Genomic DNA, 26389 nt, shown 5'->3' on the forward strand with positions numbered 1-26389 from the left:
GTCGACGACGCGGACGCCCCGGCCGATCCCGTCGGCGACGACCCCGCTGTCGACGAGGCGACGGGCGAGGTCGACTACGCCGGCCGGGCGTCGTCGATCCTCGGGTTCTCCCGCTGGTGGCAGATCGTCGCCGCCGCGGGGATGATGGCCGCCGTGAGCCCGTACCAGTACGTCTGGTCGTCGATCGAGCAGCCGCTCGCCCAGGGCCTCGACATCGCGTTGCCGGCGCTCGGCGCGGTGTTCTCCTTTTACGTCGTCTTCCAGTCGCTCTCGCAGTTCCCCGCCGGAAAGTGGCGGGACAGCCGCGGGCCGGGCGCGCTCACCTTCCTCGCGGCGCTGCTGGCCGGGGGCGGGTACATCGGGCTGGCGTACGCGACGGCCGTCTGGCAGCTGTACCTGCTCTACTCGCTCGGCGCGGTCGGCGTGGGGATCGTGTACACGGTCGCGGTGAACACCGCCGTCAAGTGGTTCCCGGACCGCACGGGACTCACGACCGGTATCGGCACGATGGCGTTCGCGGGGGGGAGCGCCCTCGTGGTGCCGTACGTGCGCGCGAACGCCACCGTCGCGGCGTACGGCGACGTGCTCCGGAACGTCGGGCTCGCCATCCTCGTCGTCACCCTCGTCGGCGCGTACCTCCTGCGGGACCCGCCGGACGACTGGCTCGGACTGGACGACGACGAGGACGGGAACGGCGACGGACTCGCGGCCTCGCTCCGCGGTCGCGCGTACACGACCAGAGAGATGCTGTCGACGTGGCAGTTCTGGCTGCTGTACGCGATGTTCGTCGCGATGGCCGGCGCGGACCTGATCGTCATCGCCAACGTCGTGCGGTTCGCCGAGCAGTTCGGGCTGGCGGCGGTCGTCGCGACCGCGGCGGCGACCCTGCTGCCCGTCGCCGCCGGCGTCTCGCGGATGATCCTCGGTGAGGCCTCGGACCGCTTCGACCGGAAGAAGGTGATGGCCGTCTCCTTCGTGCTCGCCGGGGTGTTCCGGCTCGCGCTGATCGCCGCCGGGCGCGCCGAGGCCGGCATCGCCTTCGTCGCGCTGGTGATGGCGGCGATGTTCTTCTCCTCGCCGCTGTTCGTCTACTTCCCGTCGGTCATCGCCGACTACTACGGCGCCCGGAACTCCTCGGGGAACTACGCCGTCCTCTACACCGCGAAGGTCGGCGGCGGCGTCTTCGCCGGGACCGTCACCGGCTACCTCGTCGCCGCGTTCGGCTGGGTCCCCACGTTCGCGCTCGGCGGCGGCCTGGCGGTCGCCGCCGGACTGGCGGCGCTCCTCCTCCGCCCGCCGAGCGGCTCCGGACTGGAGTCCGAGGCGGCGACGCCGGCGGACTGACGCCGGGGCGCAGTCGGCCGAATCAGTCGCCGCCCGGCGGCTTCCGTCCGACGACCGCGTAGAAGGGGTCGGTCCCCGGGCTCTCCGCGATCCGATTCTCCACCGCGAGGCCGCCCGCTTTTAAGTAACGCTCGACGAGGTCGGCGCGCTCGTCCATCGAGGCGGCCCGCCACGCCCGGACGGCCTTCGTCGGGAACATCCGGTTCGAGAAGCTCACGACGAGGACGCCGCCGGGTGCGAGGACGCGCGCGAACTCCGCGAACACGTCGCCCGGGTACTGGAGGTACTGGACGGACAGGGCACAGCAGACGGCGTCGAAGGCGCCGTCGTCGAACGGGAGCGTCGGGTCGGCGTTGAGGTCTCGGACGACGAATCCGTCGAGCCGGTCGTTCGCGGCGAGCTCGGCCTCGTTGAGGCCGTGGCCGACGACCCGGTCGAACTCGGTCGGCGGGAGGTGCGACACCCAGCTGCTCATCGCGTCGAGGACGCGGTCGCCCGGCTCGAACAGTTCGCCGTACAGCGCCGTCAGCCGGTCGAGGAACGCGTCGTCGGCGTGGGTGACGAACCGCGGCTCCTGGTAAAACGTCTCGTCGGATCGGTCGTCGCGCTTCAGCCGTTCGCGGTCGGAGAGGACGGTCGTCACGGGAGCAGAACTCCGTGCCGCGAACAAAAGAGGCCGTCGCCGGCGACGGCTCGTGAGACGCGCGAGCGGCGGTCTCACGGTTTCCTCCGGTTCGTTTTCGGTCGACCAACCGGCCGCGTGTACGACAGCACCGGAGACAGAATTAGATGAGACTAATTTTCTTATTAGTCCGCCAGTTTTTTATTATTCAACTCTTCACAGATAGTCGATCAACGACTCATGACGCGTTCAGAAGACACGATATCTTCCCGAGTCGACGCTCCGCGTCGGCTCCGGTCGCTTCGCGTTCGCGTGAGTACGCGTCTCGGAGCGGGAGCAACGACGCAGAGGGCGGGCCGATGATGCTGCTCCAGCTGTCTGCGGAGCTGGTCGGCTCACCGCTTCGAGAGGTTCTCAACATCTTCATCGGCGCTTGGCGCGAGGGCTTCGTCCAGGTCTCGGGGTTCGTCGGTGCGACCATTCTCCTCTTCAGTCTCGTCCAGTATCGGTTCGACGGCCGGATCACCTCGTGGCTGGAGGAGAACGAGCGCGCCCAGCCGCTCGCAGGTGCGCTGCTCGGCGTGACCCCCGGCTGCGGCGGCGCCATCATCGCGATGCCGCTGTACATCCGCGGGACGGTCAGCTTCGGAACCGTCGTCGCCGCGCTGGCGGCGACCGCGGGCGACTCCGCGTTCGTCATCCTCGCGCTGGCTCCCGAAGCGGCGCTGTACGCCTACGGGCTGGCGTTCGTCTCGGCGATCCTGTTCGGCTACGCGATCGACTTCGGTGGCCTCGGCGTCGGCAAGGTCGACGCCGCGGTCGAGCAGATGGGTCGCCCGCTGACCGACGGCGGGTTCGCCACCGAGAACGTCGCCGCCGGCGGGCCGAGCCTCCCCGACTACGAGCAGCCGGACGGTCACGAGGGGGACCACGAACACGGCCACAGCCGCGACCACGGGAGCGCCCTCCCGAGCTACCTGCCGGAGTCCCGGCTCCTCGAGCGCGTCAGCCACGCCGTACACGTGCTCTGGTGGGTCGTCCTCGCCGGCGCGCTCGTCGCTGGCGTCCTGTACCTCGCGCGCGGAGCGGCGGAGCCGGCGTGGGCCGTCACCGCGACGTACGACGGGCTGTTCACGCTCAGCGGACTGATCGGCACGACGCTGTCGTTCTACCTCTACTTCGTCGGCCGCCACTACATCGGCCAGAGCGAGGCCGGTCGCGTTCGGGACACGTTCGGCAGCCTGTACAACACCTTCCAACACGCCGCGATGGAGACCGCGATGGTCACCGTCTGGGTCATCGCCGGCTACCTCCTCTACGAATACGGCCTCCTGATCACCGGGGTTGACATCCAGGGCCTCGCGGCGGCGGCCGGTGCGGCGGCGCCGATGGCGGGCGCCCTGCTCGGCCTGATACCCGGCTGTGCGGCGCACATCGTGTTCGCTCAGCTCTACGCCGTCGAAGAGGCCATCCCGTTCTCGGCGCTCGTCGCGAACGCCATCAGCCAGGACGGCGACGCGCTGTTCCCGCTGATGGCCATCGACATGAAGGCCGCCATCGTCGCGACGATATACACGACGATTCCGGGCGTGATCACCGGCGTGCTCGTCTACTACTTCTGGCCGTACGCCCAGTTCGGCTTCGGGGTGCTCTGAGGTGTACGACGACATCCTCGTTCCCGTCGACGGGAGCGACCACTCGATGGCCGCCGCTCGGCAGGCCCTCGGCCTCGCCGAGACGTACGGGGCGACCGTCCACGCGCTGTACGTCGTCGACACCGAAACGAGCTGGCTCGCGGTCTCGAAGCGCGACGTGCAGAACAGCCTTCGCGACCTCGGGCAGAGCGCCGGCGAGGAGGCGCTGGCCTCATTCGAGCGCCTCGCGTCCGACTACGACGCGACCATCGACACAGAGATCCTCGAGGGGAGCGTCGACGTCGCCATACTCGGCCACGCTCGCGACCACGACGTCGACCTCGTCGTGTTGGGGACTCACGGCCGGAGCGGTGTCGCGCGGCGAGTCGTCGGCAGCGTCGCCGAACGCGTCGTCCGCGGTGCGACGATGCCGGTGATGACCGTCCCAGCCGACTCGGCGCGGTAGCTCCGCGCAGTCGGACGCGGCCGCGCCGCCGAGGCGCCCGCGCGAGGAGTTCAGTCCGAGGAGCCCCCCACAGAGATCGACCGCCACCATCGTCGTTAACGGTTTGAACAATCCGACGAGCGCGGCGGGAATCGGGATCCCGTTGGAGAGAAAGGCGAGACGGAGGTCCTGCCCGGCTCGGCGGTGTGCCGCGTCCGCGATCCCGGCGCGCTCGCTCTTTTAATTTCGCTCGGTCACCGGGCGCGCGTCATCGCCCGCTCGATCCGTCGCGTGAGGTCGTCGAGACGGTCGCCGATCGATCCGACCGCCGAGAGGACGGGATACGTCGCGTCCGTCGACTGGTAGAGGTACGTCGGGAGGTCGGCGACGTCGTCGCCGAGCCGGAGGTCGCGCCCGTGCTCCGCGATCACGCGCTGGCGGCGCGCCGCGATCCGGTCGCAGTCCTCGACGAGGACGCCGGCGCGAGCGCGACACGCGTCGAGCGCGCCGAACCCGCCGTCCGGGACGGCCGCGTCGAGCGACGCGATCTCCCGACGGACCGCCGCGAGCCGCGACCCCGCTCGGTCGAGCGAGTCGGCCTCGACCTCGAGCCGCTCCACGAGGCGGTCGCGCTCCTCGATCGCGGATTCGACCGCGTCGATCAGGGCCGGCTCGTACTCGGGGTGGTACCCCGCGCTCCGCGTGAGCGCGTACGCCAGTTCGGGACCGAACTCCGCGGCGACGCTCCGCTCGTATGTGTCGTCGTACTCCTCCTCGTAGTGCGGGACCGACATCACCGTCTCGGCGTACGCGTCCCTGACGGCCGCGAGACCGGATCCGGGCGGTCCCGCCGGACCGCCGGCGCCCGCGTCGGCCGCGGCGCCGGAGCCGCTCGCGGGGCCCGCGACCCCCCGAAACCCCGCCGCCGCTGACGATCCGTCGGGTGAGGTCGCCTCCGTCGAGACCGATTCGACCCGGCCGCGGAACGTCCGAAACGCCTCGCGCTCGTCGATCACGCGGCGCCGCTCGATCCGGAGCGCTTCCCGCGCGTCCTCCAGGGCGGCGCGGGACCCGTCCACAGCATCGTCAGTCGCTGTCATACCGCACGCCTCGCGAGTCGTCCTCGTAAACGCTTATATGAGGGGTATCCGGCGCCGTAGAGCGCTCCCGAGCGCTCAATAGCGCTCCCGAGGCGCCGGCTTTTTAAGTAATTCCTCTCGCCAGCGACCCGAGCAGGGGCAGGCCGAGCGCGGCTGCGGCCGCGACGTAGATCACGGGCCGCATCTCGGGCAGTGCCCCGGCCGCCGGCCCGAGCGAGACGGCGAACGCGCCGAGCGCCAGCAGGCCGGCCCCGAGCGCGTACGCGACGCCCCGTCGGAACGTGGGCGCGACGAGCGATGCGGCGACGCCGGCCGCGACGAGCCCGATCCAGTGGACCGACGCCAGCGCGAGGCCGAGGGCGACCGCGCCCGCGAAGGCGACGAGGCGGAGCCGAGGGTCGCCCCGAATCCGGGCGAGCGGCGACGGCGACCCGGCCGACTCGCCGAGGCGGTCGCTCACGACGACTCACCTCTGAACGAGACCGTCTCGCCCGCCTCGCTGTCGGGGTCGAGCGACATCGGCTTCTGGTCGTTGGCCAGCCAGTCGCGGAGTTGGTCGCCGTAGTGCTCGGAGAAGTAGTCGCCCGAGTTGCCGCCGGGGAGCACCGCCGTGGCGCCCTCGCCGGGGCGAACCACCATCCGCCAGCTCGACCCGACCGCGTCGTCGACGCGGTAGTTCATCACGGTCGCCGGCGAGCCGTCGGCGGGGAGCGTCGGGTAGTTCAGGAACGGCGCCTCGCCGCCGAGCGGGTGCGCGATCGCCGCCGTCGTGTTCCGGTCGCCGTACGTCTCCCACCCCGCCTCGTCGATCTCGTCGAGCGCCGCCGAGAGCGCCGCGACCATCGTCGCCTCGCGCGAGCGGTCGGCGAACAGCGGGTCGTCGGCCGGGAGCCGCGCGAGCACCCAGTCGTTCGGGTAGTACGCCTCGCCAAGGTCGGCGTCGTCGAAGGCGGGGGCGAAGACGAGGTCCCGGAACCGGTCGAGCCACCGGTCGAACAGGAGCGCGCCGCGGGAGTCGGCCGCCATCCGTCGGTCCCAGTCGGCGAGCGTCGCGGCGGCCGCGGCGAGGCGGTCCGAGCCGTCGGCGGCGTCGCGCTCCGCCACCGCCGCCGCGAGGTCCGGCACGAGCCGGTCGGCCCGCCCGTCGCGCACGTCGCGCTGGAGTTCGCGGTGGAAGGCGGGGTCGACCGGATCGTCCCCCGCGACCCCCGCGTCGAGGCGCTCGGCGATACGCGCGCCGCGGTAGGGGGCCGCGTAGTCGACGCCCACGTAGTGGGTCGGGTCGTCGATCACGCGCTGGTTGGCCGTCGAGAGGACCTTCGGGTCGATCGCGTGCGGCTTCTCTTCGAAGGGGACGAACCCCTCCCACGTCGAGCGACCGAACGGCTCGAACCCCGCCCACTCGCCCTCGCCGGCCGAGCCGTCGAAGACGCGGTCGCCGGCGACGGCCTCGCCGTCGACCCGCCGGATCGGGAGCTGCCCCGTCGCGTAGTACATCGTCCGCCCGTCGGCGTCGGCGTACACGAGGTTCTGCGTCGGGAGGTCGAACTTCCGAGTCGCCGCCAGCGCCTCCTCGAACCCGTCGGCGCGACCCAGCTCGTCGATGGCGAGCGTCGTGCGCGTCGCGGCGTGCCCGGTCCACGCCACGCCGACGTGCCGGCCCTCGCGCTCGACGAAGGGACCGTGGACGGTGCGCCTCGTCTCCAGGGTGCGGTCCTCGCCGCCGGAGACGGGGATCTCGCGCGACTCGGTCTCGAACTCGCGCCACTCCCCCTCGTAGCGGTAGCGCTCGCCGGCGTCGTCGACCTCGTAGCGGTAGCAGTCGAGCACGTCGGCGCCGACGTTGGTGAACGACCACGTCGCGCGGTCGCTCGCGCCGGCGATGACGAAGGGGACGCCGGGGAACGTCGCGCCACGGACCGAGCGCTCGGGCGTCTCGACGCGCTGCTCGTACCAGAGCGGCGGCGCCATCAGCGAGAGGTGCGGGTCGTACGCCACGGTCGGCGTCCCGCTCGCGGTGTGCTCGCCGGCGACGACCCAGCTGTTCGACCCGACGCCGGTCGGCGACTCGAACCCGGAGAGCCAGTCGGTGAGCTCGGGCGCGATCGGGCCGGCGTCCGTCGCGACGGCGGCGGCGTCCCCGGAACGCGCCCGCCCGTTCCCGGAACGCGCCCGCCAGTCTCCGGCGTCGACGCGCCGCTCGGCCCCGCCGAGCCGCTCCTCGTCGCCGTCGAGGATCGGCGCGTCGTGGTCCAGCCGCCGCGGGAACAGCGCCGCGGCCCGCTCCGCCCCGAGCCGGTCCGCGACCAGCGCCCGCCGGAGCCCGGCGAAGCTCCCGGTGAGCGTCCACGAGATCTGCTTTTCCATCAGCATGGAGTCGACCGGGGTCCACGGTTCGGGCTCGTAGCCGAGCAGCTCGAACTCGATCGGGAGCGTCTCGGCCTCCGTCGCCGCGTTGACGCCCGCCGCGTACGCCTCGACGAGGGGGCCGGTCTCCGTCTCGCTCACGAGGTCCCACGTCGCCTCGGCGGCCGCGGCGAACCCCATCGCGACGTTGAACTCGTCGCTCTCGACGGTCGCCTCGCCGACGACCTCGGAGAGCCGCCCGCGCATGACGCGGCGCTGGAGGTCCATCGAGAACAGGCGGTGGAACGCCTGCAGGTAGCCGACCGCGAAGTACGCCGCGGCCTCGTCGTCGGCCTCGACGTGCGGGACCCCGCTGTCGTCGACGCGGACGCTCGCGTCGCCGTGCGGGCTCTCGACGGTCTCCGGGAGCGAGCGGTCCGCCGCGTCCCACGCGTCGCCGGAGAGCGGGGCGAAGGAGTCGAGGAGGGCGGCGGCCTCGGAGCGCGCCAGCCCGGCGGTGCCGGCCGCGAGCGCCGCGGCGAGGACGGCCCGGCGCGTCGTGTCGTTCGTCACCTCGTGACAGAGCCGCGGGGTCCTCATGATGTTTCGGGTCGGCGAGGGCGGTCGGCCGGTCCGCCGCGGGAAACGTACATCCGTCGCCCGTCCCAAGCGGGGGCCGATGGAAGTCGCGCTGATCACGGTGGGCGACGAACTGCTCTCGGGCGACACGGTGAACACCAACGCGAACTGGCTCGCCGGGGAGCTGAGCGACCGCGGGGTCGCGGTCGCGCGGGTCCTCTCCGTCCCTGACGACCGGGCGGAGATCGCGGAGCACGTGCGCGAGTACGCCGCGGCGTTCGACGCGGTGATCGTCACCGGCGGGATCGGCAGCACCCCGGACGACGTGACGATGGAGGCGGTCGCGGACGCGTTCGACCGCGAGATGGCCGTCACCGACCTCACGCTGGAGTCGGTCGAGCGCCGGCTGGCCGCGATCCGCGAGCGCGTCCCCGACCGCGAGTTCGACATCGACGTGGCGGCGGAGGCGGCGGTCCCCGAGGAGAGCCGCCCGCTCGTGACCGAGGCGGGACTCGCCCCCGGCTGCGTGATCGAGGGCGTCTACGTGTTCCCCGGCATCCCGGACGAGCTGAAGGCGACGTTCGAGACCGTCGCGGACGAGTTCTCCGGCGACCGTCGGTCGCGGTTCCTCTACACGGTCGAACCGGAATCGAACATCGTGCCCGCCCTGCAGGAGGCGATGGAGCGGTTCGACGTCGCCGTCGGCTGTTACCCCGACCGCGAGGCCGACCACAACCGCCTGAAGGTGACCGCGACCGACGACGCCGCGCTCGAGGACGCCGCGGCGTGGCTGCTGGAGACCGTCGACGCGAGCGAGACGCCGGTCCGTCGGAACTGGGACTGAGAAAAGTTGGAGCGGCGAACGGGACCGGGAGGGACGCGGCTCAGCCGGCCGTCCCGTTCTCCGGCGGCTCCGCGGGCGGCTGGTCGGGGCCGGTCGGGCCGGTCGGTCCAGTGGGCCCGCTCGGGCCGGTCGGTGCCTGCTGGCCGCCCGGACCGGGCGGCGTCCGATCGTTCGACACGAGGAAGTCCGCCAGGTTCCCGATCAGCGCGTCGGTGTCGGCGCGCCGGGCGTTCTCGGGCGCGAGGAAGTCGCTGTCGCCCACCGCGACCACGCCGTCGGTCCGGACGAGCAGCGGCGCCTCGGTGGCCGCGCGGGTCGTCGACAGCTCGCTCCCCTCGTTCGGGCGGAGCACGGCGCTGCCGGCGACCGTCGTTCCGACCGGCGTCGCGGACGGCAGGACGGCGCGGTCGACGCCCTCGGTCAGCGCGGCGTCGGCGTCGCCGGTCGGTTCCGCGTAGACGCGCTGGTAGTTCAGGTCGTTCTCCGCCATGTTGTACACGTAGCCGGGCTCGGTCGTGACGCCGAGCGTCGCGTCGAGTCCGACCGCGCCGGGCTGGTCGAACGCCGCGTCGGGCTCGGTCGCCAGGATCACGTGGCCGCCCGACTCGACGAACGACTCGATCTCGTCGAGCTCCGCCTCGTCGTAGTCGGTCCGGAACGTCACGAACGCGTCGGCCTCGGCGAGCCGCTCGCCGAGCTGGGTCGGTCCCCGCGTGCCGGCCGGACCGGCGGCGCGCCGCTGCTGCTCCGGATCCGGCACGTAGACGTCGACCTCGTGGCCGTTCTCGATGAGCGCGTTCGCCAGCGGCCGAACGTCGCGGTCGGCGACGTCCGGGCCGCCGAAGCCGAGCAGCGCGAACGGGGTCGCGGGCACGGAGCCCCGCGGCTCGACGCCGGGGTCGACGAGCACCGTCTGCGACCGCGCCGTGGACTCCATCTCGACGTTCGCCTGCCCCGGCGTGTCGTTCGCGACCAGGTCGTCTTCGAGGTAGTGCTCGTTCTGTATCTCGGGCGACGGAGCGACGCCGTCGGCGGTGACGTAGCCCGCGAGCGCCGCGCCACCGGTGATCGCCGCGAGCGTCACAGCGAAGGCGACCGCCAGCTTGGTGGCGTCGCTCACGCGCCGACACCTCCGGTTAGCCGCGCCGTCTCGTTGCTCGTCCCGCCCGCGCGGGTCGCCGAGCCGCCGCGGTCGACGGCGAGGTCGCTCTCGGAGAAGCGCTCGACCGTGTCGACGTGCGGGACGGCCGGGCGGTGGACGTACGAGAGGCCCATCGGTTCGACCTCACCGTAGCCCGGGTCGTTCGCGTACACCGCGACGACTTGGGTGTCGGTGCGGAGCAGGATCGGGAAGCCGAAGTCGGGCCCGGTCTCGCGGGTGTCGACCCGGTACTCGCCCATGTTCTCCGCGGTCGCGGCGGCGTGGATCGCCTCGTTGAGCGAGCCGATCTCGTCGGCGAAGCCGTTGTCGACCGCCTCGGTGCCGAGGTACACGTCCGCCTGCGCGACCTCCTCGCGCGGCATCTGGAACTCGTCGCCGCGCTCGGCCATCATCGCGTCGACGAACGTGTCGGCGAGCGTCTCCTGCTCGGCCCACGTCTGGATCGCGTTGCCGCCGGCCTTGTCGGGACCGCTCGGCCCCTGGACCGGCGCGGTCGTCCGCGGCGCGGGGGCGTTCAGACCGATGCTGCCGACGGTCGACGTCGGGAGGACGTAGATCTCGTCCGCGGGCGCCATGGCGTAGTAGCCGCCGGAGGCGCTGATCGACTGCACGCTCGCGATGACGGTCATCTGTTCGCTCGTCCGCTGGACCGCCTTGTACATCCGCTCGGAGGCGACGGGGGCGCCGCCCGGCGTGTCGAGCTTGAGCACCACCGCGCCGACGGAGTCGTTGGCGCGGATGTCGGCGAGTTCGCTCTCGACGTCGTCCGCGAGGGCCGTGTTAACGGGCCCTTCGATCTCGACGACGGCGACGGTGTCTTCTGGGTCGTTGGTCGCCGCGTACACGCTGGGCGCGAGCACGGCGCCGACCACCGCCGCGGCCACCACGACGACGGCGAGCTGCTGCCGCGACGTGAGGGCCGTGGAGGGCTGGTTGGTTGACATGACCGCTTAGACCCTGCGCCAACCGAGGAATAAAAATTTCGAAACGACGACCCAAACCGACCGCAGCGAGGGCCGTCGCCGACGGGGGATCGATCAGCGGAGGCCGGCGACGACCGCCCAGCCCAGCGTCGTCCCGACGGCGACGGCCACCATCGTCGCCACGGCGGGGAGCGGTTCCTCCCGACGCGTGAACCGGTGCGTGCCGGGAGCGAGCCCGACCATCGGCGCGAGAGTCCCGACGGCGACGGGCGGCGGCAGGACTCGCCCCGCGAGGACGACCGCGCTCCCGGCCGCGGCGAGGCTCCCGGCGGCGTAGGCGGCCCGGAGCCGCCCCGCCGACCAGCGCGTCGCGAGGGTGCGCTTCCCGACCGCGGCGTCCGCCCGACGGTCGGGCCACTGCGTCTCCAACAGGTTCACGAACACGACGAGCGCGAACGGGACCGTCGCCAGCGCGGCGCCGGGCGCGACGTCGCCGGTGACGACCGCGACCCCGTACAGCGGCAGCGCGACCCCGCCGAGCGCCGCGTTCGTGACCTCGCCGAGCCCGTTCCAAGCGAGCCGCAGCGGGCCGACCGAGTACTGCCACCCGACGACGAGGACCCCGAGCAGGAGCGCCGCGGGGACCCCCGACAGCGCGCGGTCGGCGGTCGGGGTCACCGCCGATCCGAGCACCGCGAGGCCGAACAGTCCGGCGGCGACCGCGGCGCGCAGCGCGAGACGCGAGGAGAGACCGCTCTCGACGAGGGCGCCGCTCCCGCCGGAGAAGGGCGTCCTCTCGGTGCGAGCGTCGGTTTCGACGTCCGCGTACTCGTTCGCGTAGTGGACGCTCGCGGCGACCGGCAGGAGCGCGGCGAGGCCGAGGCCGACCGCTCGGGGGTCGGCGGTCCCGCCCCGGCCCAGCGCCATCGCGACGCCGAGGGCGTACACGAGCGCGATGAGCGCGAGCTGCGCCGGACGCGACATGCGCCACAGCGCGACGAGCACGGCGCGGCGACCCGGGTTGCCCATCCGTCAGTCGGCTCGCAGCGCGCGGACCTCGTCGAGCAGGTCGTCGGTCGCAGGGCGGTCGGCGGGCATCCGCCCCTCGTAGGTGTATTCGACGACCGGTTCGCCGGACCGGACGTCGAGGACCGTCGCGACCGGCATCCGCCCGACGAGGTCGTGGAGCGATCCCAGGATCCCGAACCGGACCGGCTGGTCGTACGCGTCGCTCACGTCGGTGTCGGGGTCCGCGAGCAGCGCGAACGGGAGGTCGTACGACGCCTGCCACTCGCGGGCGCGGTCGACGGGTTCCGGGAGGACCGAGGCGACCGTCGCGTTCAGCGCCGCGAACTCGTCGTACCGCTCGGCGATCGCCTGCACTTGGTTCCGGCAGTTGCCGCAGTGGTAGTCCCGCTGGAAAAGGAGGACCACGGCGTCGACGTCGGGGTCGCCGGCGACCGCGGAGAGCGAGAAGGGGTCCGGGCCGGTCGCGACGTTCGGCAGTTCGAAGTCGGGCACGCGCTCGGCGGGGGTTGCCGTGTCGCTCATGCGTGGGGTACGTGGTACCGACCCATAACGGCCGGTCGGTCTGACACGCGCCGCGCCCAACCGCGGGGGATACTCGTTCGCGGGCCGATAGATCTGGCTATGACGGCCTCGGAGCCGACGCCCGCGTCCGCCTCGCCTCCCGCGTCCGACGTCGGCCTCGTGGCGGTCTCGCGCCGCTTCCTCCGCGCGATGCGGGCGGGCGACGAGCGCGAGCAGGAGCGCGAAGCGGCGCGCGACCGTCTCGCCGGGACCGACCCGGCCGACTTGGACGCGCTCGGTCCCGACGAGCGGCTCGCGTTCTGGCTGAACGTCTACAACGCCGCGGCCGGCGACGCGCTGCTGTCGGACCCGTCGCGGTTCGAGGACCGGCGCCGCTTCTTCTCGGAGCCGATCGTCGCGGTCGCGGGCGAGGACCTGAGCCTCGACGCGATCGAACACGGGATTCTCCGCGGCTCGCAGTGGAAGTACGGGCTGGGGTACGTCCCGAACCCGTTCGCCTCCGCGTTCGTCCGCCGCCACCGAGTCGACGAGCCCGACTTCCGGGTCCACTTCGCGCTTAACTGCGGCGCCGCCTCGTGCCCGGCCGTCTACGGGTACGATGCCGAGACGGTGGACGAGGACCTCGACGCGGCCGCCGAGAGCTACCTCCGAGACGAGACCGTCGTCGAGGGCGGGACCGCCTACGTGCCGCGGCTCCTCCTCTGGTACCGGGGCGACTTCGGCGGCGGGAGCGGGATCCGACGGATCCTGCGCGAGTACGGCGTCGTCGATCCGGACGCGGTCTCGCGGATCCGATACCGCGAGTACGACTGGTCGCTCGCGCTGGACGCCTTCCGCGACGGGAGCGACGGCGAGGCGGACTGAGCCGCGACGGCGACCCGGCAGAACGTCGCAGGCGCGGCCGGTCGTCGCCGCGGTCGTGTGCCGGGCGCGCCACCGCGGACGGGCCTTGATGAGGGTGGCCGTCGTCGAGCGCTCCATGCAGGAGTTCGACTTCATCGTGATCGGGTCCGGGTCGGGGCTGGACGTGGCGAACGCGATGGCCGGCCGGGGGGACTCGGTCGCGGTCGTCGAGGAGGGGCGGCTCGGGGGGACGTGTCTCAACCGCGGCTGTATCCCGTCGAAGCGGCTCCTCTATCACGCCGATGTGATGGAGACGATCGAGGGCGCCGGGGCGTTCGATATCGACGCCGAGGTCACCGGCGTCGATTTCGCGGAGATCGTCCGGAAAGTGAACGAGGACGTCGCCGAGAGCGCCGACTCGATCCGGCGGGGGCTCGCCTCATCGGACGCCCACGACCTCTTCTCGGGGACCGGGCGGTTCGTCGACGACCGCACCGTCGAGATCGGCGACGGCGACGACGAGGGGGCCGCGCTCCGCGCCGACACCGTCCTCGTCGCCACGGGAACGCGCCCCTCGATCCCGCCGATAGACGGGATCGACGACGTGGACTACCTCACGAGCACGGAGGCGCTCCGACTGGAGTCGCCGCCGGACCGCCTCGTGATCGTCGGCGGCGGGTACATCGCCGCCGAACTCGGCCACTTCTTCGGGACGTTCGGTAGCGACGTGACGATCGTCGGCCGCCGGGAACACCTGCTCCCGGAGGCTGACGCCGAGGTCGGAGAGGCGTTCACCGACCGCTACGCCGACCGGTTCGACGTGTACGCCGGCTACGAGGCCATCGCGGCCGACGAGGCCGACGGGGAGGTGACGGTCGAGGCCCGGGCGTATCCCGAGGCCGACTCGGTCCGCGCGGGCGGCGAGACCGTCGGCGCGCCGGAGGAGGCGGAAGACGTGACCGTCGCGGGCGACGCGCTGCTCGTCGCCGCGGGCCGGCGGCCGAACACCGACGCGCTGAACCTCGACGCGACCGGGGTGGAGACCGACGCCGCCGGCTTCGTCGAGACGGACGAGTACCTCCGGACTGACGCCGAGGGGGTGTGGGCGCTCGGCGACGTGGTCGGCGAGTACCTGCTCAAACACAGCGCGAACCACGAGGCGAAGGCGGTCATCCGGAACCTGCTCGGCGACGAGCCGGAGCCGGTCGACTACTCGGCGATGCCGTTCGCCGTGTTCGCCTCGCCCGAAGTGGCGGGGGTCGGCGCGCGCGAAGCCGACCTCCGCGAGGCCGACGCCGAGTACGCCACCCGCACCTACGCCTACGGCGACACCGCTCGCGGGAGCGCGATGCAGGCCGAGGGGTTCGTGAAGGCCCTCATCGACCTCGACGGGAACATCGAGGGGTGTCACATCGTCGGCCCCGAGGCGTCGAACCTGATCGAGGAGGTCGTCGTCGCGATGACGGCCGGTTCGGGGACCGTCGCGGACATCCGCGACGCGGTCCACGTCCACCCCGCGCTCTCCGAGGTCGTCGATCGGGCCTTCTCGGGGCAGTTCTCGCGCGGCGGCGGACGCGACCACGCGCATCAGCACCACGGCTGAGCGGTGCCGCCGAGCGCTCCTCCCGAGCACCGCGGAGCTCTCGCTCGAAGGCGAGCGTTTACGTCGGCTCGTGGCAACAACGAACCAACACACATGGTATCTAGCGACACGCGGTCGGTCGGCGAACTCGAGCGACGCGTCGAGGCGATCCGCTCGACGGCGCCGGCAGAGAGAGACGCCGACGACCGCGCGCGGCTGACCGACGCCCTGGTCGCGCTCGCAGACGCCTACGGCGGGCGCGGGGAATTCGACGCGGAGGCCGAGACGATCTCGCGGCTGGACCGACTGCGTGGCGGCGACGGAGACGACGTCGAACTCCACCTCGCGAACGCCCTCGCGAACGCGACGAGCGTGCGGGGCCGCGACGATCTCTACGAGACCGCGATCGACCCGGACCGGATCGAGTCGTACCGAGATCGGATCGAAGAGCTGTACGGCCGCCGCCCCGAGCCGGCGATCGCGGCGCCGCTGGCCCGGGCGACTGCCGAGGCGATCCACGCGAACGGAAAGGCCGACCGTCGCGGCCGGATCGGACCGCTGGTAGACCGCCTCGAAGCGATCTACGACGCCCACTCCGAGCCGGACATCGCCGCCTCGCTGCTACGGGCGTACGCTCACGCGGGGCTGTACCTCGACGCGGATCTCGGAGGCGACGCAGATCTCGGAGGCGGCGCGGATCCGGAGGCCGCTTCGGCCGAGCGCGACGCGGGAGGCGACCGCGTCGCCCGCGCGGAGGAGCTGTTCCGGGCCCACCCGGACGGGGAGGTCGCCGCGGGGCTGGCCGGCGTCCTCGCCGGGCGGACGAACGCCGACGCCGAGCGGACGGACGTGGACGCGATCGAGGAGCGGATCGGCCGGATCGAGGCGCTCGCCGACCGGTACCCGGCACAGGAGGAGTCGATCGTCCGCTGGCTCCCGGTCGCGACGGCGAACGCCGCGCGCGCCGGCTTCGAGGCGGCCGACCTCGGGCGGACGGAGCACTGGGCGACCGAGACGGTCGAACACCACGAGCGGCTCTCGACCCCGTCGAGTGCCACGTGGGCGGCGGTGGCGACGTTCTTCTCCTCGCGGGCGTCCTTCTTCGACGGCGACGTGGAGGCGGGCGAGGCGAAGATCGAACGCCTCGAGGCGCTCGAACGGCGGTACGACAATCCGGTGTTCGAACACTGGCTCGGGCGGGCGATGTTCGACGCGGCCCGCAGCTACGTGGAGACGGACCGCCCGGAGCGCGCGCGAGCCGTGGTCGACGACCTCGCCGAGTTCGCGGTCGGTCACGAGGACCGCAAGGAGATCGAGGCGGGGCTGGAGGCCCTCCGATCGCACGCGCCGCACCTGTTCGACGAGTTCGACGGATCAGTCGGCGAGGCCGACGGATCGATCGGCGAGGCCGACGGCTCGGTCGACGTGACCGCCGGACCGGTCGACGCCGCGGGCGCTGCGGACGGAACGCGGACTGAATCCCCCGCTGACGCCGGTTCCGGCGCTGCCCCGACGAACGACGACTCGGGGTCCGCCTCGACGGACGACGGCTCGACGGACGCGCCCGGCTGCGGGAACTGCGGCGACGACGGCTGCGGGAACTGCGGCTCGGGCGACGAACTGAGGCCGCCGGCGTCTGGCCCGGTGCTCGCCGTCGCCGGCGCGGCGGTCGTCCTCGTCGGTCTCTCCGTCGCGTACACGCTCTACCGGGCGCAGCGCGCCCTCAGGAACGCGATCTGATCGCCGTGGCGAGGGCGATCGCCCCCCGTCCTCTCCCGCACCGGCCGCCGACGCGGCCGAAGACGTATTGCGGCTCCCCGTCGAACCGGGCCACATGACCGCCCCTTCGACCCTCTCCCGCCGTCGGTTCGTGACGGCCCACGCCGCGGGCGTCTCGCTGACCGCGCTCGCCGGCTGCGCGGACGACGCGGGACCGGAGCCCGCGGACGGAACCGACTCGGACGCAGGATCGGGGTCGACCGACGCCGACCTCGATCTCCGGGAGGCGAACGTCGTCGACGTCGCCGTGGAGCCGGTCGACGCGGGGTACGCGTTCGACGTGACGCTCCACCACGACGACGAGGGGGAGGACGGGTACGCGAACTGGTGGCAGGTCGAGCGCCTCGACGGCTCGCGGCTCGGCCGGCGGGAACTCCTCCACGCGCACTCCGAACAGCCGTTCACGCGGTCGGAGACGATCGCGGTCCCGGACGGCGCGACCTGCGTCGTCGTCCGAGGGCACGACGAGACGCACGGGTACGGCGGGGTCGCCGCCGCGGTCGACCTCGACGCGGGAACGGTGCGCCGGGTCGATCAGGGGCCCGACCCGCGCTCGTTCGACCAGAGCGACTGCCCGTGAGGCGCTCGGTCCCGGAGCCCGCTCCCCGGCGGATGACATGCCATCGCATGCCGAGTCGGCGTTCCGGACACACACCCGCGGGTGGGTTTTGTACGGGTGTCAGTTATCAGCGGACACGATGGCAAAAGCAGCAATCGTGATTCTCGCCGGCAACGAATCGCACGCCGACTACGGCCGCCTCGCGAACGCGCTCGAGGCCGCGAAGGAGTTCGCCGAGACCGAGGGCGACGAGGTCGAGCTCATCTTCGACGGCGCCGGGACCCAGTGGATCCCGGAGCTGGAGGACGAGGAGAGCGACTACCACGAGCTGTATCGGGCGGTCCGCGACGACGCCGCGGTGTGTGACTACTGTTCCGGCGCGTTCGGCGTCGAGGACGCCGTCGCCGACGCCGGCCTCGTCACGCTCGACGACTACGACGGCCACCCGAGCGTTCGCTCGCTCGTCGACGACGACTACGAGATCATCACCTTCTGAGCGGCCGGACCCGGCCGCGTCCCACGACGGACGACCGCCCTCTCTCGATGCACGTTCCGGGCAGTGACGCGAGGGTCACAGTTTGACGAACTGCGCCTTTCCGTTCTGTTCGACCGTGATGCGGTACCCCTCGTAGCTGAACGTGATCTTGACTTGGGCCTCCGGGACCGGGGGATCGGAGAACACGTGCTGGAGGATGTGATCGACCTGCTTGTACCCGGGCGTCAGGTCGTCTTGGCGGTCCCCCTCCAGTTCGGCCACCACCTCTACGATCTGTGCGACGGGCTCCTGCCTGTCCGTCTCCAACTCCCGGTGGACGATCTCGTCGTCGACGGTGTCGCTCATGGCTTCAGGTGGAGTTCCGACTCATAAATTAGTATGGAGCCCCCAACGGGGCATCAAAAGAAACTGACGCGCACCCGTCGGTCGGTACGAGGCCGAGGTGGCGTCCGAGACGCGACCGCGGACCGACCGCCACCGGGCGTCCGAGGCCGCGAGCGGGCCGGAGCCGCGACGGGACGCCGTCGACCGGGTCTCAGATGAACTCCGACGGGTTCGGTCCGTTCGTGACGTGGACCTCGAACGGCTGCGTGCCGACGTCGTCCCGCTCGACCAAGTGCCAGTACGTCTCGGCCAGTTCGTCTGGGTCGAGAAACGTCTCGTCGCCGCGATCGGGGTGACGATCGCGGTCCCCCGGCGAGTCGATCTGCCCGTCGATCACGACGTGCGCGACGTGGACGCCCTCGCCGCCGAACTCCTGGGCGATGTCCATCGCCATCCCGCGGGCGGCGAACTTCGCGGCCGTGAACCCGATCGCGCCGCCGCGACCGCGCACCGCCGACGTCGCGCCGGTGAAGACCACCGTGCCGCCGCCGGCCCCGAGCATGTCGTCGACCGCCTCCTGCGAGCAGACGAACGCGCCGCGGCCGTTGACCGCCCACGACTCCTCGAACCCCTCGACGCTCGCGTCCATGAGCCCGGTCCACGACGCGGCGCTCGCGTTGTTGACGAGGGCGTCCACCGGACCGAACGCCTCGCGAACCGCCTCGAAGCCGTCTCGGATCGCCTCGACGTCGGTCAGGTCGGTCGTGACCGCCAGCCCTTCGCCGGGGTCGGGGAGGTCGGCCGCGAGCTCCTCGATGAACTCGGTCGATCGAGCGAACAGGGCGACTCGACAGCCCTCCGCCGCGAACTTCCGCGCGAGTGACTCCCCGAGCCCCGGACCGACGCCGGCGACGACTGCCGTGCGAGTCATACTCGCGCTACGGGTCCCCGGATAAAAATCGTGCGCCAGGCGGACTCGCCGGCGACGGCGGGACGCCGGGCGGGCGGTCGCCTCCGAGCGTGCCGGGTCAGGGCTCCTGTCGCGCGGCGAACCGCCCTTCCGGGGCGGACGCCGGTCCCTCGGAGGCCCGGGTTCGCGGGGCCTCGCCGTCGAGCCGAAGGAGCCGCCAGCCGTCGCCGCGGCAGCGGACCGGTTCGAGGACGGCCGTGACGGCGTCTCCGAGGCGCAGTTCTCGCAGCCGACCGCGAACCGCGTCGCTCGCGTCGATGACCTGGTATGTTCGCCCGTCGGCACCGTACAGCGTCACCGCGCCGTCGCCGTTCGGTTCCGCCGCTACCCTGCACCGCCGACGAACGCCGTCGGTCGCTCCCATGGAACATCCGTACCGAGCAGCGCCCATAAAACGAACTATGAGGCCGACATACGGCGATAGAACGGTATTGAGAGATACCGAGACGGCCGCGGTCGAGGCGGTCGCGACCCGCCGTCGAACCGACCGCGAGCGTCCGTCCGGACGGGGCTTATTCGCCGTGGGCCGCCCGGAGTTCCGGGAAGTACCGACCGTGGAAGTCGAAGGGGACCGCGTGCGGCAGCGTCGCCCGGGCGCGCTCCGCGAGCGTCTCGCCGTCGAGGACGAGCAGACGCGACCGGTCGGCGTCGACGTCGAGCGCCACCGTGAGCACGACCCCGTCTTCCTCGCTCTCTCCGTCGGGGGCCGGCACGAATATCGGCTCGCCGAAGTAGTCGCCGCCCGAGTCGAAGGTCCGGACGGTTCCCGTCTCGGCGTCCAGCTTCAGGACCCGGCGCGCCCACTCGGTGACCGGGGCGTCCATGCCCATCGCGTAGACGTACCGATGCTCGCGACACCACCGCGCGGGCGAACACGTCGGCAGCGCGCTCCCCTCGGCGGAGAGGGTCTCGCGAGCCACGTCGGCGTCGGAACCGCCGCCGTACCTCCCCGTACGGGTGTCGGACCCGAGGTCGACGGTGAACCGCTCGATCCGACCCGCGATGGCGTCCATCTCGCCGGCGCGGACGTTCTCCAGGTATAACGAGTCGATGGCGGCCGCGTCCGGGACCGTCTCCAGGTCGAAGACGACCTCGTCCCCGCCCTCCCGCTCGAAGGCGTTGACGTGGTGGAAGCCGAAGAGCGGGTCCGCGGTCGGCTCCGCGACGACCGCCCCCGTCGTCCGGTCGAGCACGACGATCCGCGTCCCGCGCTCGGGTTCCCACTCGAACTGCTCGATGAACGGCGGCTGTCGGCCGGGCTTCAGGAACCGGCGCGGGTCGAGCCGAAGCGGGAACTCCGTCAACACGACGTACCGTGGCGTGAGCGCGAAGCTGTGCATGTACGCCGGACGGTCGGTCTCGACGCTCCCGACGTGGCGCCGATCGCCGTCGGCGGTCCACGCGGTGACGTGGTACCGGCTGGTCCGACCGAACTCGGTGTCGACGGTGACGAGCGCGCCGGTCGCCGGGTCGCGCTTGAAGTGGGCGCACGAGAGCTGTCCGCTCGGCGCGTCGCCGTCGCGGTCGACGGCACCCGTCGTTTCGAGCGTGTCCGGGTCGAACCCGACCCCCCTCGGCGACTCGGTCAGCGCGACGTACGCGTCGCCGACGCGCTCGGCGATGATGTTCGTGTTGTCGTACGGCTCCGTGAGAAACGTCGCCAGCCGCGAGCGGAGGGTCGTCTCGCCCGTGGCGAACCCGCCCTCGAACTCGCCGCTCGTCGCCGCCTCGTACGCGTCGGTCCGGAGGAAGCGGTTGCGGTAGTGGACGGCGCCGCCGTCGCCCCCGGCGACCGAACCGGCGTCGTCGCCCGGGTCGAAGGTGAATCGGTACAGCATCGCCAGCCCGTCGAACCAGTGGTCCACCTCGCTCCCGCCCGGGAAGGAGAACGCCCCGGGGCCGTTCCGGATCAGGCTCCCCCGGAGCCACTTGGGCAGGTCGCCGCGCACCGGAACCGACGCGTCGGTCTCCTCGCGGAGCGAGTGGAACCCGGCGTGCGAGTCCATGACCGATCCCGGGGGCGCGGCGGGCTAAGGTCTGACGGCGGCGCGAGGCGAACCGAGCCGCCAATCCCGGCGCGGACGGCTCACGCCGGGTCGGCGTCGAGGACGGTCGAGACGCGGGCGTTCTCCTTGATCCGGATCCCGGCGCCGCCGACCGATAGCGGGACCCGCGGGAGTTCCGTGACGCGGAGCGTCGGGTGGAAGGCGCCCCGCTCCAGCAGCGCGTCCCGCGTCTGGACCGCGAACCGAAGGTCGTTCCCGGCGATCGACTCGTTATGCTCGATAAGGTACGTGCCCGGGTCGAGCGACCACCACTCGTACTCGTCTTCGGGGTCGCGCTTCTCCCGCTCGTGCGGCTCGGCGCTCGCTGCCTCGAGCTCGCCCCCGCCGAAGTCGACGCGTCCCGGCCCGGTTATCTCGTAGACCTCGGCGACGGTCAGGTCGACGCCGTCGCCCTCGGTCTGCGTCGGTTCGTGCACGAGTCCGTCGATGTGGGTCGCGTACGGCGACATCGGTTGGCCCCTTGCCGCCGAAGCGACGTAAAATCACGCGGCGTACACGGGCCACGGGACGTGCGTGGGCCACGGGACGTGCGCGGGCCACGCGGCCGACGCCGCGGCCGCGTCGGTCAGTCGGCGGTCCGACCCGCCGGAACCCCGGTCGCCGCGGCGCGGCGCGACTGGAGGACGAACAGCGCCGTGGCGAAGCAGATGAACCCGGCCGCGAGCAGGAATCCGGTCTCCGTCGTGGTGAAGTCCATCGTCGTCCCGACGATGACCGGACCGACGACCTGTCCCACCTTCCAAGAGATGGAGCGCAGCGACATGGCGCTCGCGACCGACTCGCGACGCTCGCCCTCGTCGACGAACAGAGACATGCTCGCGGGCAGCCGGATCGAGTCGGCGATCCCGAGCAGCGAGTACGCGCCAAACAGCGCGAAGAATGCGCCGCCGAGCGTCTGTGAGTCGCCGAGGTACGACACCGTCACCGGCGCGACCGTCCCGTCGAAGTACGCCGCCAGCGGGATGGCCGCGGTGCCGACGCCGTACAGGAGCGCGCCGAGCGCGACGAACCCGTGGCGGCGGCCGTACTCGTCGGTGAGCCCGCCGACGAACCCCTGCGTGACCGCCTTCGTCGCCTTCCCGCCGGCCATGATCCAGCCGATGGCGAACGCCGAGATGCCGAACGAGGTCCGCGCGTATATCGGGAGGAAGATGATCACGGCCATCTTGCCGACGCTGAACGTGAACCGGAAGACGACCAGCGACCGGAGCATCGGGAGCGCGAGCAGCGACCGGAACGTCTCGACCCCGCCCGACTCCTCCGGGCTCTTCTGACCGCCGGGATCGTCGCGGAGGAAGCGCCACACCAGCAGGAACGCGCCGAGCGTGATGAGCGAGAGGACCGCGTACGCCTCGGTGAACCCGTAGGCGTACAGGAGGTAGCCGCCGAGGAGGTCGCCCGCGAGCGAGGAGACGGAAGCGAACTGGTTGTACGAGCCGAGCCAGAGCCCCTGGTCGTCGTCGGGGCTGATCTCGCCGATGACCGTCGCACCCGTGATCCAGAGCAGGCTCGCCCCGAGCCCCTGCACCATCCGGACCAGAATGATGTGGAGCGGGTTGCCCACGAAGGCGAACCCGACGAAGGCGGCGACGTTTATCAGGAAGCCGGCGAGCAGATACCGCTTCGCGTTCCCCGTGTCGACCGCGCGCCCGAGGGGGAGCACGACGATCAGCTGGACGACCGCGAAGGCGGTGCCGAACAGGCCCTCGACGAACCCGGTGGTCCCGAACAGGTCCGCGTACAGTGCCAGCGCGATCAGGATCGTCGAGTACGCCTGACTGCGCGCGAAGGCGGTGCCGGCCAGCGACCCGAACTCCGCGTCGCGCAGGAGCCGCACCGAATCTCCGAGGGCCATGAGTCGCGGTGGACGATGTAGCGGGTACGGGTATAAAAGGCCGGCAGACCCGGCGGGGGCTGCTGGATTCGAGCGACCGGGTTTGAGTGCCCGTCACGCCGTTTGACAACCCGCCTCGACGCGATTCTCAGGCACATACCGCTCAATAGTCCACATCCCAGCAGCTATCATCGCGGCACACGCCGACCCACCCATAACTCTCATGCCACGTCTACCGCGTCTGACACGCGAGGCCTCGATCCGCCACCGGAGCGTCGGCCCGATCAGCGAACCCCGAGCGGAACGCGGGCTCGGAACCGCGACGCCGACTTCACGCGCCGATCGAGGTGTCGGCCGTAGGGACGCCGCACTCCTCGCCTCTCGGTGGTGTGGCGTTCTGGGAATCGCCTCTCGCGGGGTGTCACGAGAGTCGACACTCCGACCCCGAGACCCCGCGGAGAGTGAAGGAGAACGTCGCGCCCTCACCGGGTTCGGAGTCCACCCAGATGTCGCCCCCGTGGCGTTCGACGATGCGTCTACACATCGCCAACCCGATGCCCGACCCGTCGTAGTCGTCGCGCGGTTCTACCCGTTGGAACACTTCGAACACCCGGTCTTGGTCCGTCGGATCGATTCCGATCCCCTCGTCCTCGACCGACACCGCCCACTCCCGACCGTCCCGCTCGGCCGAGATGCGTACTCGCGGCGGCCGGTCTCCGCTGTACCGCAGCCCGTTCGACAGCAAGTTCTGGAAGACCTGTCGGAGTTGGCTCGCGTCCCCCATCACTCGGGGGAGCTCCCCGACCTCGACATCGGCGTCGCACTCGCCGATCTGGACTTCGAGGTCCCGCAAGACGTCCGCGACCACGTCGTCGAGGTCAACCGGACACAGCGGCTCTCCCTCTGTCTCCACGCGGGAGTACTGCAGCAGCCCCTCGATCGTATCCCGCATCCGTTCGGCCCCGCCCACGGCGGAGTCGAGGAACTCCCGAGCTTCGTCGTTCAGGTCGTCACCGTAGCGATCTTCGATGAGCCGGAGGTAACTCGACACCATCCGGAGAGGTTCCCGGAGATCGTGTGAGGCGGCGTACGCGAACTGTTCGAGGCGCTCGTTCGACCGTTCGAGCTCCGACTCGTACTGTTTTCGCTCGATCGCCTCCGCGAGGACGTTCGCCACACTGACCACGAAGGAGACGTCGTCCTCGCTGAACGCCTGCGTCTCGGAGTCGTACACGCCGAGGATGCCCCACGGATCATCGGGTGAGCCGATGACCGTACTGATACAGCTCCGAACGTCGCGGTCCGTCGGCAACTCCGGCCCGCTGAACCGCGGTTCGGTCGGCAAGTCTTCGACGACGATGGGATGTTCGTTCTCTAGGGTGTACGCGGCCTGCGACTCCGCGTCAGCGGCCGACACCGTCACGTCCCCAACGACGTCCTCGTCCCAGCCGACCCCCTGCCGGATCAAGAGCGTTTCAGAGCCCTCGTGGAGGTCGAAGACGCCGCAGTACTCGGCGTCGAGCGCGTCGGAGAGCCTGCGGGCGGCCGCGTCGAGAAGGGCGTCGAGGTCGTCGACCTCGAGGGCGAACTGCCCGAGGTCGGCGACCGCCTGTTGCTGTCGTTCCCGCTCGTACGCCTCCTCTCGCGCTTCGTAGAGTCTCCGAGTCTGGAGGAGCATGTCCGCCGTGAGGTGGGATGCGTCGATGTCGAGTTCGTCGCTCAGGTCGATTTCATCCTCCCCCAAGAACGCGTCGACGAGCGGCGTGACGTCCTGGACGTGGTGGATGATGTACGAGAGGGCGTCGTTTGAATCGAACAGCGGCGTGTTGACCGGACTCCACCAGCGGTCTTCGAACTTGTCATCGGCGGCGTCTTGAGCCGGAACCGGATAGTGCGTCACCGGCATGACGTCTTCCACGTGCTGCTCGGTGACCCTGTTGAGCGACCGCTGCAGCCGAGGGACGCCTTCCGGGCTCGGGTCGTCGGGGTCGGCGGGGAATGTCTCGAACAGCGTCTGGCCGAGGATCGCCTCTCGTTCGGTCATGGTCGCCTCCAAGTACGCGTCGCTGACGGCGACGATCTCGTATTTGTCCGGTTCCACGATCAGGTAAGGGTCGGGGACGTTCTCGAACAGCTGACGGACGGTCGCTTCCGAGATACCGACCCCCGACGCGCCGTCAGAGTGCGGTCGCCACCAAACCTGAGTATTGGTACCGACGTCTTTCGCCCCCAGGTCGCCCTGGCTGACCAGTTGTTCGAGGCGGTCATGGACGACTCGCCGGTCCGCATCGAGGGAGTCTGCCACCTCCGGCGTCGTGAGGGGTTCAGTGGGATCATCGCGCTTGTCAAAGACAGCGAGCGTCTCAGCGTAGACGTCTCTCGGAGGGCCCGACGACGACATGCACGGGATGTAATCCGTCACACGTAAAGTGGTTCTGGTGACCGGAGCGAGCAGACATCCTCTTATCGCCTGAATGAATTTGAGTCCCCCGTTGTAGTTAATATAAGCTTAGGCAGTTCAATTGGAATCTGGCATTCAGCGGACATCCTCGAAGGATCTATTGCCACTCAGTTGGTCACATTTCTACGTTATCGTAACCACTGCGCGTGACAGACCGGGACGCCTCGGCCGAATGTGAGTGAAAGGAGATCCACCCCGAAATCGCATGACGTGAGAAATGTGGTCTACTTGAGGAGTCGCAGGAAAGTGCATGGGTTGGGGCGGATTCGAACCGCCGACCTGCTCCGTGTGAAGGAGCCGTCATAACCTGGCTAGACCACCAACCCGCTCGTGTCGAGGTATCCGACCTCCGGACTTAAGCGTTACTTTGTCGCGGGGATTCATTCCCCGGGCGTCCCACGATACGGCTATGACTCACAAGCTCCGGTTCCTCGAACGCGTCCGGCAGGGCCTCACGGGCCTGTTACATCTCCCGCTGTCGGCGATCGGCCTGTACGCCGAGCGGGAGACGCCCCGCGACCAGTACGCGCTCACGCTCCGCGACCCGTACACTATCGTCGAGGCGAGGCTGCATCGGCTCGGCTTCGTGCGCAACCTCGTCTCCTCGCTGAAGTTCCGGGACTACGCGACGCCGGAGGAGACGTCCGTCGCCAGCTGGGTTCGGTACCCGGACGGGGCCCTCGGGAGCGACTCACAGCTCCACCTCTCGCTGTACATCGGGCCGGACCGCTCGACGACCGACGTGTACGCGCACTGGGAGCCGTCGTGGATCCGCCATCCGATCCGTCATTACCGGGCGAACGACGTCGACGCCGAGGAGGGGATCGAGCGCGTCCGGGCGCTGTTCGAGCGGGAGGGGGTCGAGTACTCCGTGGTGCCGGCCGACGAGCGGCTCACCGTCGGGACGGAGCCCGCCGAAAATTGA

Annotated in this window: 25 protein-coding genes and 1 tRNA gene; 10 read left to right on the forward strand and 16 right to left on the reverse strand. The window is 71.1% G+C overall.

Annotated elements, in window-relative coordinates:
• Window positions 1-1344 (forward strand): MFS transporter (locus tag DJ73_RS07965; RefSeq protein ID WP_254921618.1); only part of this gene is annotated, 1344 nt, incomplete at its 5' end.
• Window positions 1345-1366: 22 nt separating this feature from the next.
• Here the strand turns inward: DJ73_RS07965 and DJ73_RS07970 are convergent.
• A complete protein-coding gene (locus DJ73_RS07970) occupies window positions 1367-1987 on the reverse strand; it encodes a class I SAM-dependent methyltransferase (protein WP_094557730.1) in 621 nt (206 codons plus the stop codon).
• A 338-nt stretch (window positions 1988-2325) separates the two neighbouring features.
• Between DJ73_RS07970 and DJ73_RS07975 the strand changes: the two genes are divergently transcribed.
• Window positions 2326-3621 carry a putative manganese transporter gene (locus DJ73_RS07975; protein ID WP_254921619.1) on the forward strand — a complete coding sequence of 432 codons (1296 nt, stop codon included), beginning with the start codon at window positions 2326-2328 and terminating at the stop codon, window positions 3619-3621.
• Window position 3622: 1 nt separating this feature from the next.
• Window positions 3623-4066, forward strand: a complete 444-nt coding sequence (locus DJ73_RS07980; RefSeq protein WP_176451101.1) for a universal stress protein — start codon at window positions 3623-3625, stop codon at window positions 4064-4066.
• A gap of 233 nt (window positions 4067-4299) precedes the next feature.
• On the opposite strand, the gene DJ73_RS07985 is transcribed toward DJ73_RS07980, so the two are convergent.
• The 3 genes from DJ73_RS07985 to DJ73_RS07995 form a co-directional block, all read right to left on the reverse strand.
• Window positions 4300-5145: a hypothetical protein gene (locus DJ73_RS07985; RefSeq protein WP_094557731.1), complete on the reverse strand. Its 846-nt coding sequence runs from the start codon at window positions 5143-5145 to the stop codon at window positions 4300-4302.
• A 103-nt stretch (window positions 5146-5248) separates the two neighbouring features.
• A complete protein-coding gene (locus DJ73_RS07990) occupies window positions 5249-5605 on the reverse strand; it encodes a hypothetical protein (RefSeq protein WP_094524737.1) in 357 nt (118 codons plus the stop codon).
• Complete coding sequence (locus tag DJ73_RS07995; protein ID WP_094557732.1) at window positions 5602-8064, reverse strand: penicillin acylase family protein; 2463 nt, start codon at window positions 8062-8064, stop codon at window positions 5602-5604. Before DJ73_RS07995 ends, DJ73_RS07990 begins: the two co-directional genes overlap by 4 nt.
• Before the next feature lie 106 nt (window positions 8065-8170).
• Between DJ73_RS07995 and DJ73_RS08000 the strand changes: the two genes are divergently transcribed.
• Window positions 8171-8914 (forward strand): molybdopterin-binding protein, encoded by a 744-nt coding sequence (locus DJ73_RS08000; protein WP_094557733.1) that lies wholly within the window; start codon window positions 8171-8173, stop codon window positions 8912-8914.
• Window positions 8915-8954: 40 nt separating this feature from the next.
• On the opposite strand, the gene DJ73_RS08005 is transcribed toward DJ73_RS08000, so the two are convergent.
• The 4 genes from DJ73_RS08005 to DJ73_RS08020 all read right to left on the reverse strand — a co-directional run bounded on the left by DJ73_RS08005 (window position 8955) and on the right by DJ73_RS08020 (window position 12550).
• Window positions 8955-10034: a hypothetical protein gene (locus tag DJ73_RS08005; protein WP_094557734.1), complete on the reverse strand. Its 1080-nt coding sequence runs from the start codon at window positions 10032-10034 to the stop codon at window positions 8955-8957.
• Window positions 10031-11020, reverse strand: coding sequence for a S49 family peptidase (locus DJ73_RS08010; protein WP_094526005.1), 990 nt, complete (start codon window positions 11018-11020; stop codon window positions 10031-10033). The genes DJ73_RS08005 and DJ73_RS08010 overlap by 4 nt, the downstream gene beginning before the upstream one ends.
• Window positions 11021-11113: 93 nt before the next feature.
• Complete coding sequence (locus tag DJ73_RS08015; RefSeq protein WP_217900432.1) at window positions 11114-12028, reverse strand: prenyltransferase; 915 nt, start codon at window positions 12026-12028, stop codon at window positions 11114-11116.
• Window positions 12029-12031: 3 nt separating this feature from the next.
• Window positions 12032-12550: a peroxiredoxin family protein gene (locus DJ73_RS08020; RefSeq protein ID WP_094557735.1), complete on the reverse strand. Its 519-nt coding sequence runs from the start codon at window positions 12548-12550 to the stop codon at window positions 12032-12034.
• A 99-nt stretch (window positions 12551-12649) separates the two neighbouring features.
• Between DJ73_RS08020 and DJ73_RS08025 the strand changes: the two genes are divergently transcribed.
• The 5 genes from DJ73_RS08025 (at window position 12650) to DJ73_RS08045 (ending at window position 17809) form a co-directional block, all read left to right on the forward strand.
• Window positions 12650-13414, forward strand: a complete 765-nt coding sequence (locus tag DJ73_RS08025) for a DUF547 domain-containing protein (RefSeq protein ID WP_094557736.1) — start codon at window positions 12650-12652, stop codon at window positions 13412-13414.
• Between the two features lie 115 nt (window positions 13415-13529).
• Entirely contained in the window at window positions 13530-14996 is a 1467-nt protein-coding gene (locus DJ73_RS08030; protein WP_094557737.1) for a dihydrolipoyl dehydrogenase, read from the forward strand.
• Between the two features lie 93 nt (window positions 14997-15089).
• A complete protein-coding gene (locus DJ73_RS08035; RefSeq protein WP_094557738.1) occupies window positions 15090-16715 on the forward strand; it encodes a hypothetical protein in 1626 nt (541 codons plus the stop codon).
• 94 nt (window positions 16716-16809) lie between these two features.
• Complete coding sequence (locus DJ73_RS08040; RefSeq protein WP_094524666.1) at window positions 16810-17334, forward strand: hypothetical protein; 525 nt, start codon at window positions 16810-16812, stop codon at window positions 17332-17334.
• 118 nt (window positions 17335-17452) lie between these two features.
• Window positions 17453-17809, forward strand: a complete 357-nt coding sequence (locus tag DJ73_RS08045; protein ID WP_094524667.1) for a DsrE family protein — start codon at window positions 17453-17455, stop codon at window positions 17807-17809.
• A 75-nt stretch (window positions 17810-17884) separates the two neighbouring features.
• Here DJ73_RS08045 and DJ73_RS08050 read toward each other — a convergent pair whose 3' ends face one another.
• The 8 genes from DJ73_RS08050 to DJ73_RS08085 all read right to left on the reverse strand — a co-directional run bounded on the left by DJ73_RS08050 (window position 17885) and on the right by DJ73_RS08085 (window position 25790).
• A complete protein-coding gene (locus tag DJ73_RS08050; RefSeq protein WP_094524668.1) occupies window positions 17885-18154 on the reverse strand; it encodes a HalOD1 output domain-containing protein in 270 nt (89 codons plus the stop codon).
• A 190-nt stretch (window positions 18155-18344) separates the two neighbouring features.
• Window positions 18345-19064, reverse strand: coding sequence for an SDR family NAD(P)-dependent oxidoreductase (locus DJ73_RS08055; RefSeq protein ID WP_094526012.1), 720 nt, complete (start codon window positions 19062-19064; stop codon window positions 18345-18347).
• Between the two features lie 97 nt (window positions 19065-19161).
• Window positions 19162-19467: a hypothetical protein gene (locus DJ73_RS08060; protein ID WP_094524670.1), complete on the reverse strand. Its 306-nt coding sequence runs from the start codon at window positions 19465-19467 to the stop codon at window positions 19162-19164.
• Window positions 19468-19615: 148 nt separating this feature from the next.
• Window positions 19616-21109, reverse strand: a complete 1494-nt coding sequence (locus DJ73_RS08065) for a carotenoid oxygenase family protein (RefSeq protein ID WP_094557739.1) — start codon at window positions 21107-21109, stop codon at window positions 19616-19618.
• A gap of 80 nt (window positions 21110-21189) precedes the next feature.
• A complete protein-coding gene (locus DJ73_RS08070) occupies window positions 21190-21618 on the reverse strand; it encodes a dCTP deaminase (protein ID WP_094524672.1) in 429 nt (142 codons plus the stop codon).
• A 116-nt stretch (window positions 21619-21734) separates the two neighbouring features.
• The gene (locus DJ73_RS08075; protein WP_094557740.1) at window positions 21735-23024 is read right to left on the reverse strand and encodes an MFS transporter; all 1290 of its coding nucleotides are present in this window, start codon (window positions 23022-23024) and stop codon (window positions 21735-21737) included.
• A 400-nt stretch (window positions 23025-23424) separates the two neighbouring features.
• Window positions 23425-25308 carry an ATP-binding protein gene (locus DJ73_RS08080; RefSeq protein WP_176451102.1) on the reverse strand — a complete coding sequence of 628 codons (1884 nt, stop codon included), beginning with the start codon at window positions 25306-25308 and terminating at the stop codon, window positions 23425-23427.
• Window positions 25309-25715: 407 nt separating this feature from the next.
• Window positions 25716-25790: transfer RNA gene (locus DJ73_RS08085), tRNA-Val, on the reverse strand.
• Between the two features lie 83 nt (window positions 25791-25873).
• On the opposite strand from DJ73_RS08085, the gene DJ73_RS08090 reads away from it, so the two are divergent.
• Window positions 25874-26389, forward strand: coding sequence for a hypothetical protein (locus DJ73_RS08090; RefSeq protein WP_094526017.1), 516 nt, complete (start codon window positions 25874-25876; stop codon window positions 26387-26389).

This window comes from Halorubrum sp. Ea1, from assembly GCF_002252965.1.
In the GTDB taxonomy this organism is placed as follows: domain Archaea; phylum Halobacteriota; class Halobacteria; order Halobacteriales; family Haloferacaceae; genus Halorubrum.

Excerpts from the sequence above, each read along its gene's own strand:
- DJ73_RS07975 (WP_254921619.1), top strand. The coding sequence starts at position 2,326 with ATGATGCTGCTCCAGCTGTCTGCGGAGCTGGTCGGCTCACCGCTTCGA.
- DJ73_RS07985 (WP_094557731.1), bottom strand. The coding sequence starts at position 5,145 with ATGACAGCGACTGACGATGCTGTGGACGGGTCCCGCGCCGCCCTGGAG.
- DJ73_RS08000 (WP_094557733.1), top strand. The coding sequence starts at position 8,171 with ATGGAAGTCGCGCTGATCACGGTGGGCGACGAACTGCTCTCGGGCGAC.
- DJ73_RS08010 (WP_094526005.1), bottom strand. The coding sequence starts at position 11,020 with ATGTCAACCAACCAGCCCTCCACGGCCCTCACGTCGCGGCAGCAGCTC.
- DJ73_RS08015 (WP_217900432.1), bottom strand. The coding sequence starts at position 12,028 with ATGGGCAACCCGGGTCGCCGCGCCGTGCTCGTCGCGCTGTGGCGCATG.
- DJ73_RS08020 (WP_094557735.1), bottom strand. The coding sequence starts at position 12,550 with ATGAGCGACACGGCAACCCCCGCCGAGCGCGTGCCCGACTTCGAACTG.
- DJ73_RS08025 (WP_094557736.1), top strand. The coding sequence starts at position 12,650 with ATGACGGCCTCGGAGCCGACGCCCGCGTCCGCCTCGCCTCCCGCGTCC.
- DJ73_RS08030 (WP_094557737.1), top strand. The coding sequence starts at position 13,530 with ATGCAGGAGTTCGACTTCATCGTGATCGGGTCCGGGTCGGGGCTGGAC.
- DJ73_RS08035 (WP_094557738.1), top strand. The coding sequence starts at position 15,090 with ATGGTATCTAGCGACACGCGGTCGGTCGGCGAACTCGAGCGACGCGTC.
- DJ73_RS08040 (WP_094524666.1), top strand. The coding sequence starts at position 16,810 with ATGACCGCCCCTTCGACCCTCTCCCGCCGTCGGTTCGTGACGGCCCAC.
- DJ73_RS08045 (WP_094524667.1), top strand. The coding sequence starts at position 17,453 with ATGGCAAAAGCAGCAATCGTGATTCTCGCCGGCAACGAATCGCACGCC.
- DJ73_RS08050 (WP_094524668.1), bottom strand. The coding sequence starts at position 18,154 with ATGAGCGACACCGTCGACGACGAGATCGTCCACCGGGAGTTGGAGACG.
- DJ73_RS08055 (WP_094526012.1), bottom strand. The coding sequence starts at position 19,064 with ATGACTCGCACGGCAGTCGTCGCCGGCGTCGGTCCGGGGCTCGGGGAG.
- DJ73_RS08060 (WP_094524670.1), bottom strand. The coding sequence starts at position 19,467 with ATGGGAGCGACCGACGGCGTTCGTCGGCGGTGCAGGGTAGCGGCGGAA.
- DJ73_RS08065 (WP_094557739.1), bottom strand. The coding sequence starts at position 21,109 with ATGGACTCGCACGCCGGGTTCCACTCGCTCCGCGAGGAGACCGACGCG.
- DJ73_RS08070 (WP_094524672.1), bottom strand. The coding sequence starts at position 21,618 with ATGTCGCCGTACGCGACCCACATCGACGGACTCGTGCACGAACCGACG.
- DJ73_RS08075 (WP_094557740.1), bottom strand. The coding sequence starts at position 23,024 with ATGGCCCTCGGAGATTCGGTGCGGCTCCTGCGCGACGCGGAGTTCGGG.
- DJ73_RS08090 (WP_094526017.1), top strand. The coding sequence starts at position 25,874 with ATGACTCACAAGCTCCGGTTCCTCGAACGCGTCCGGCAGGGCCTCACG.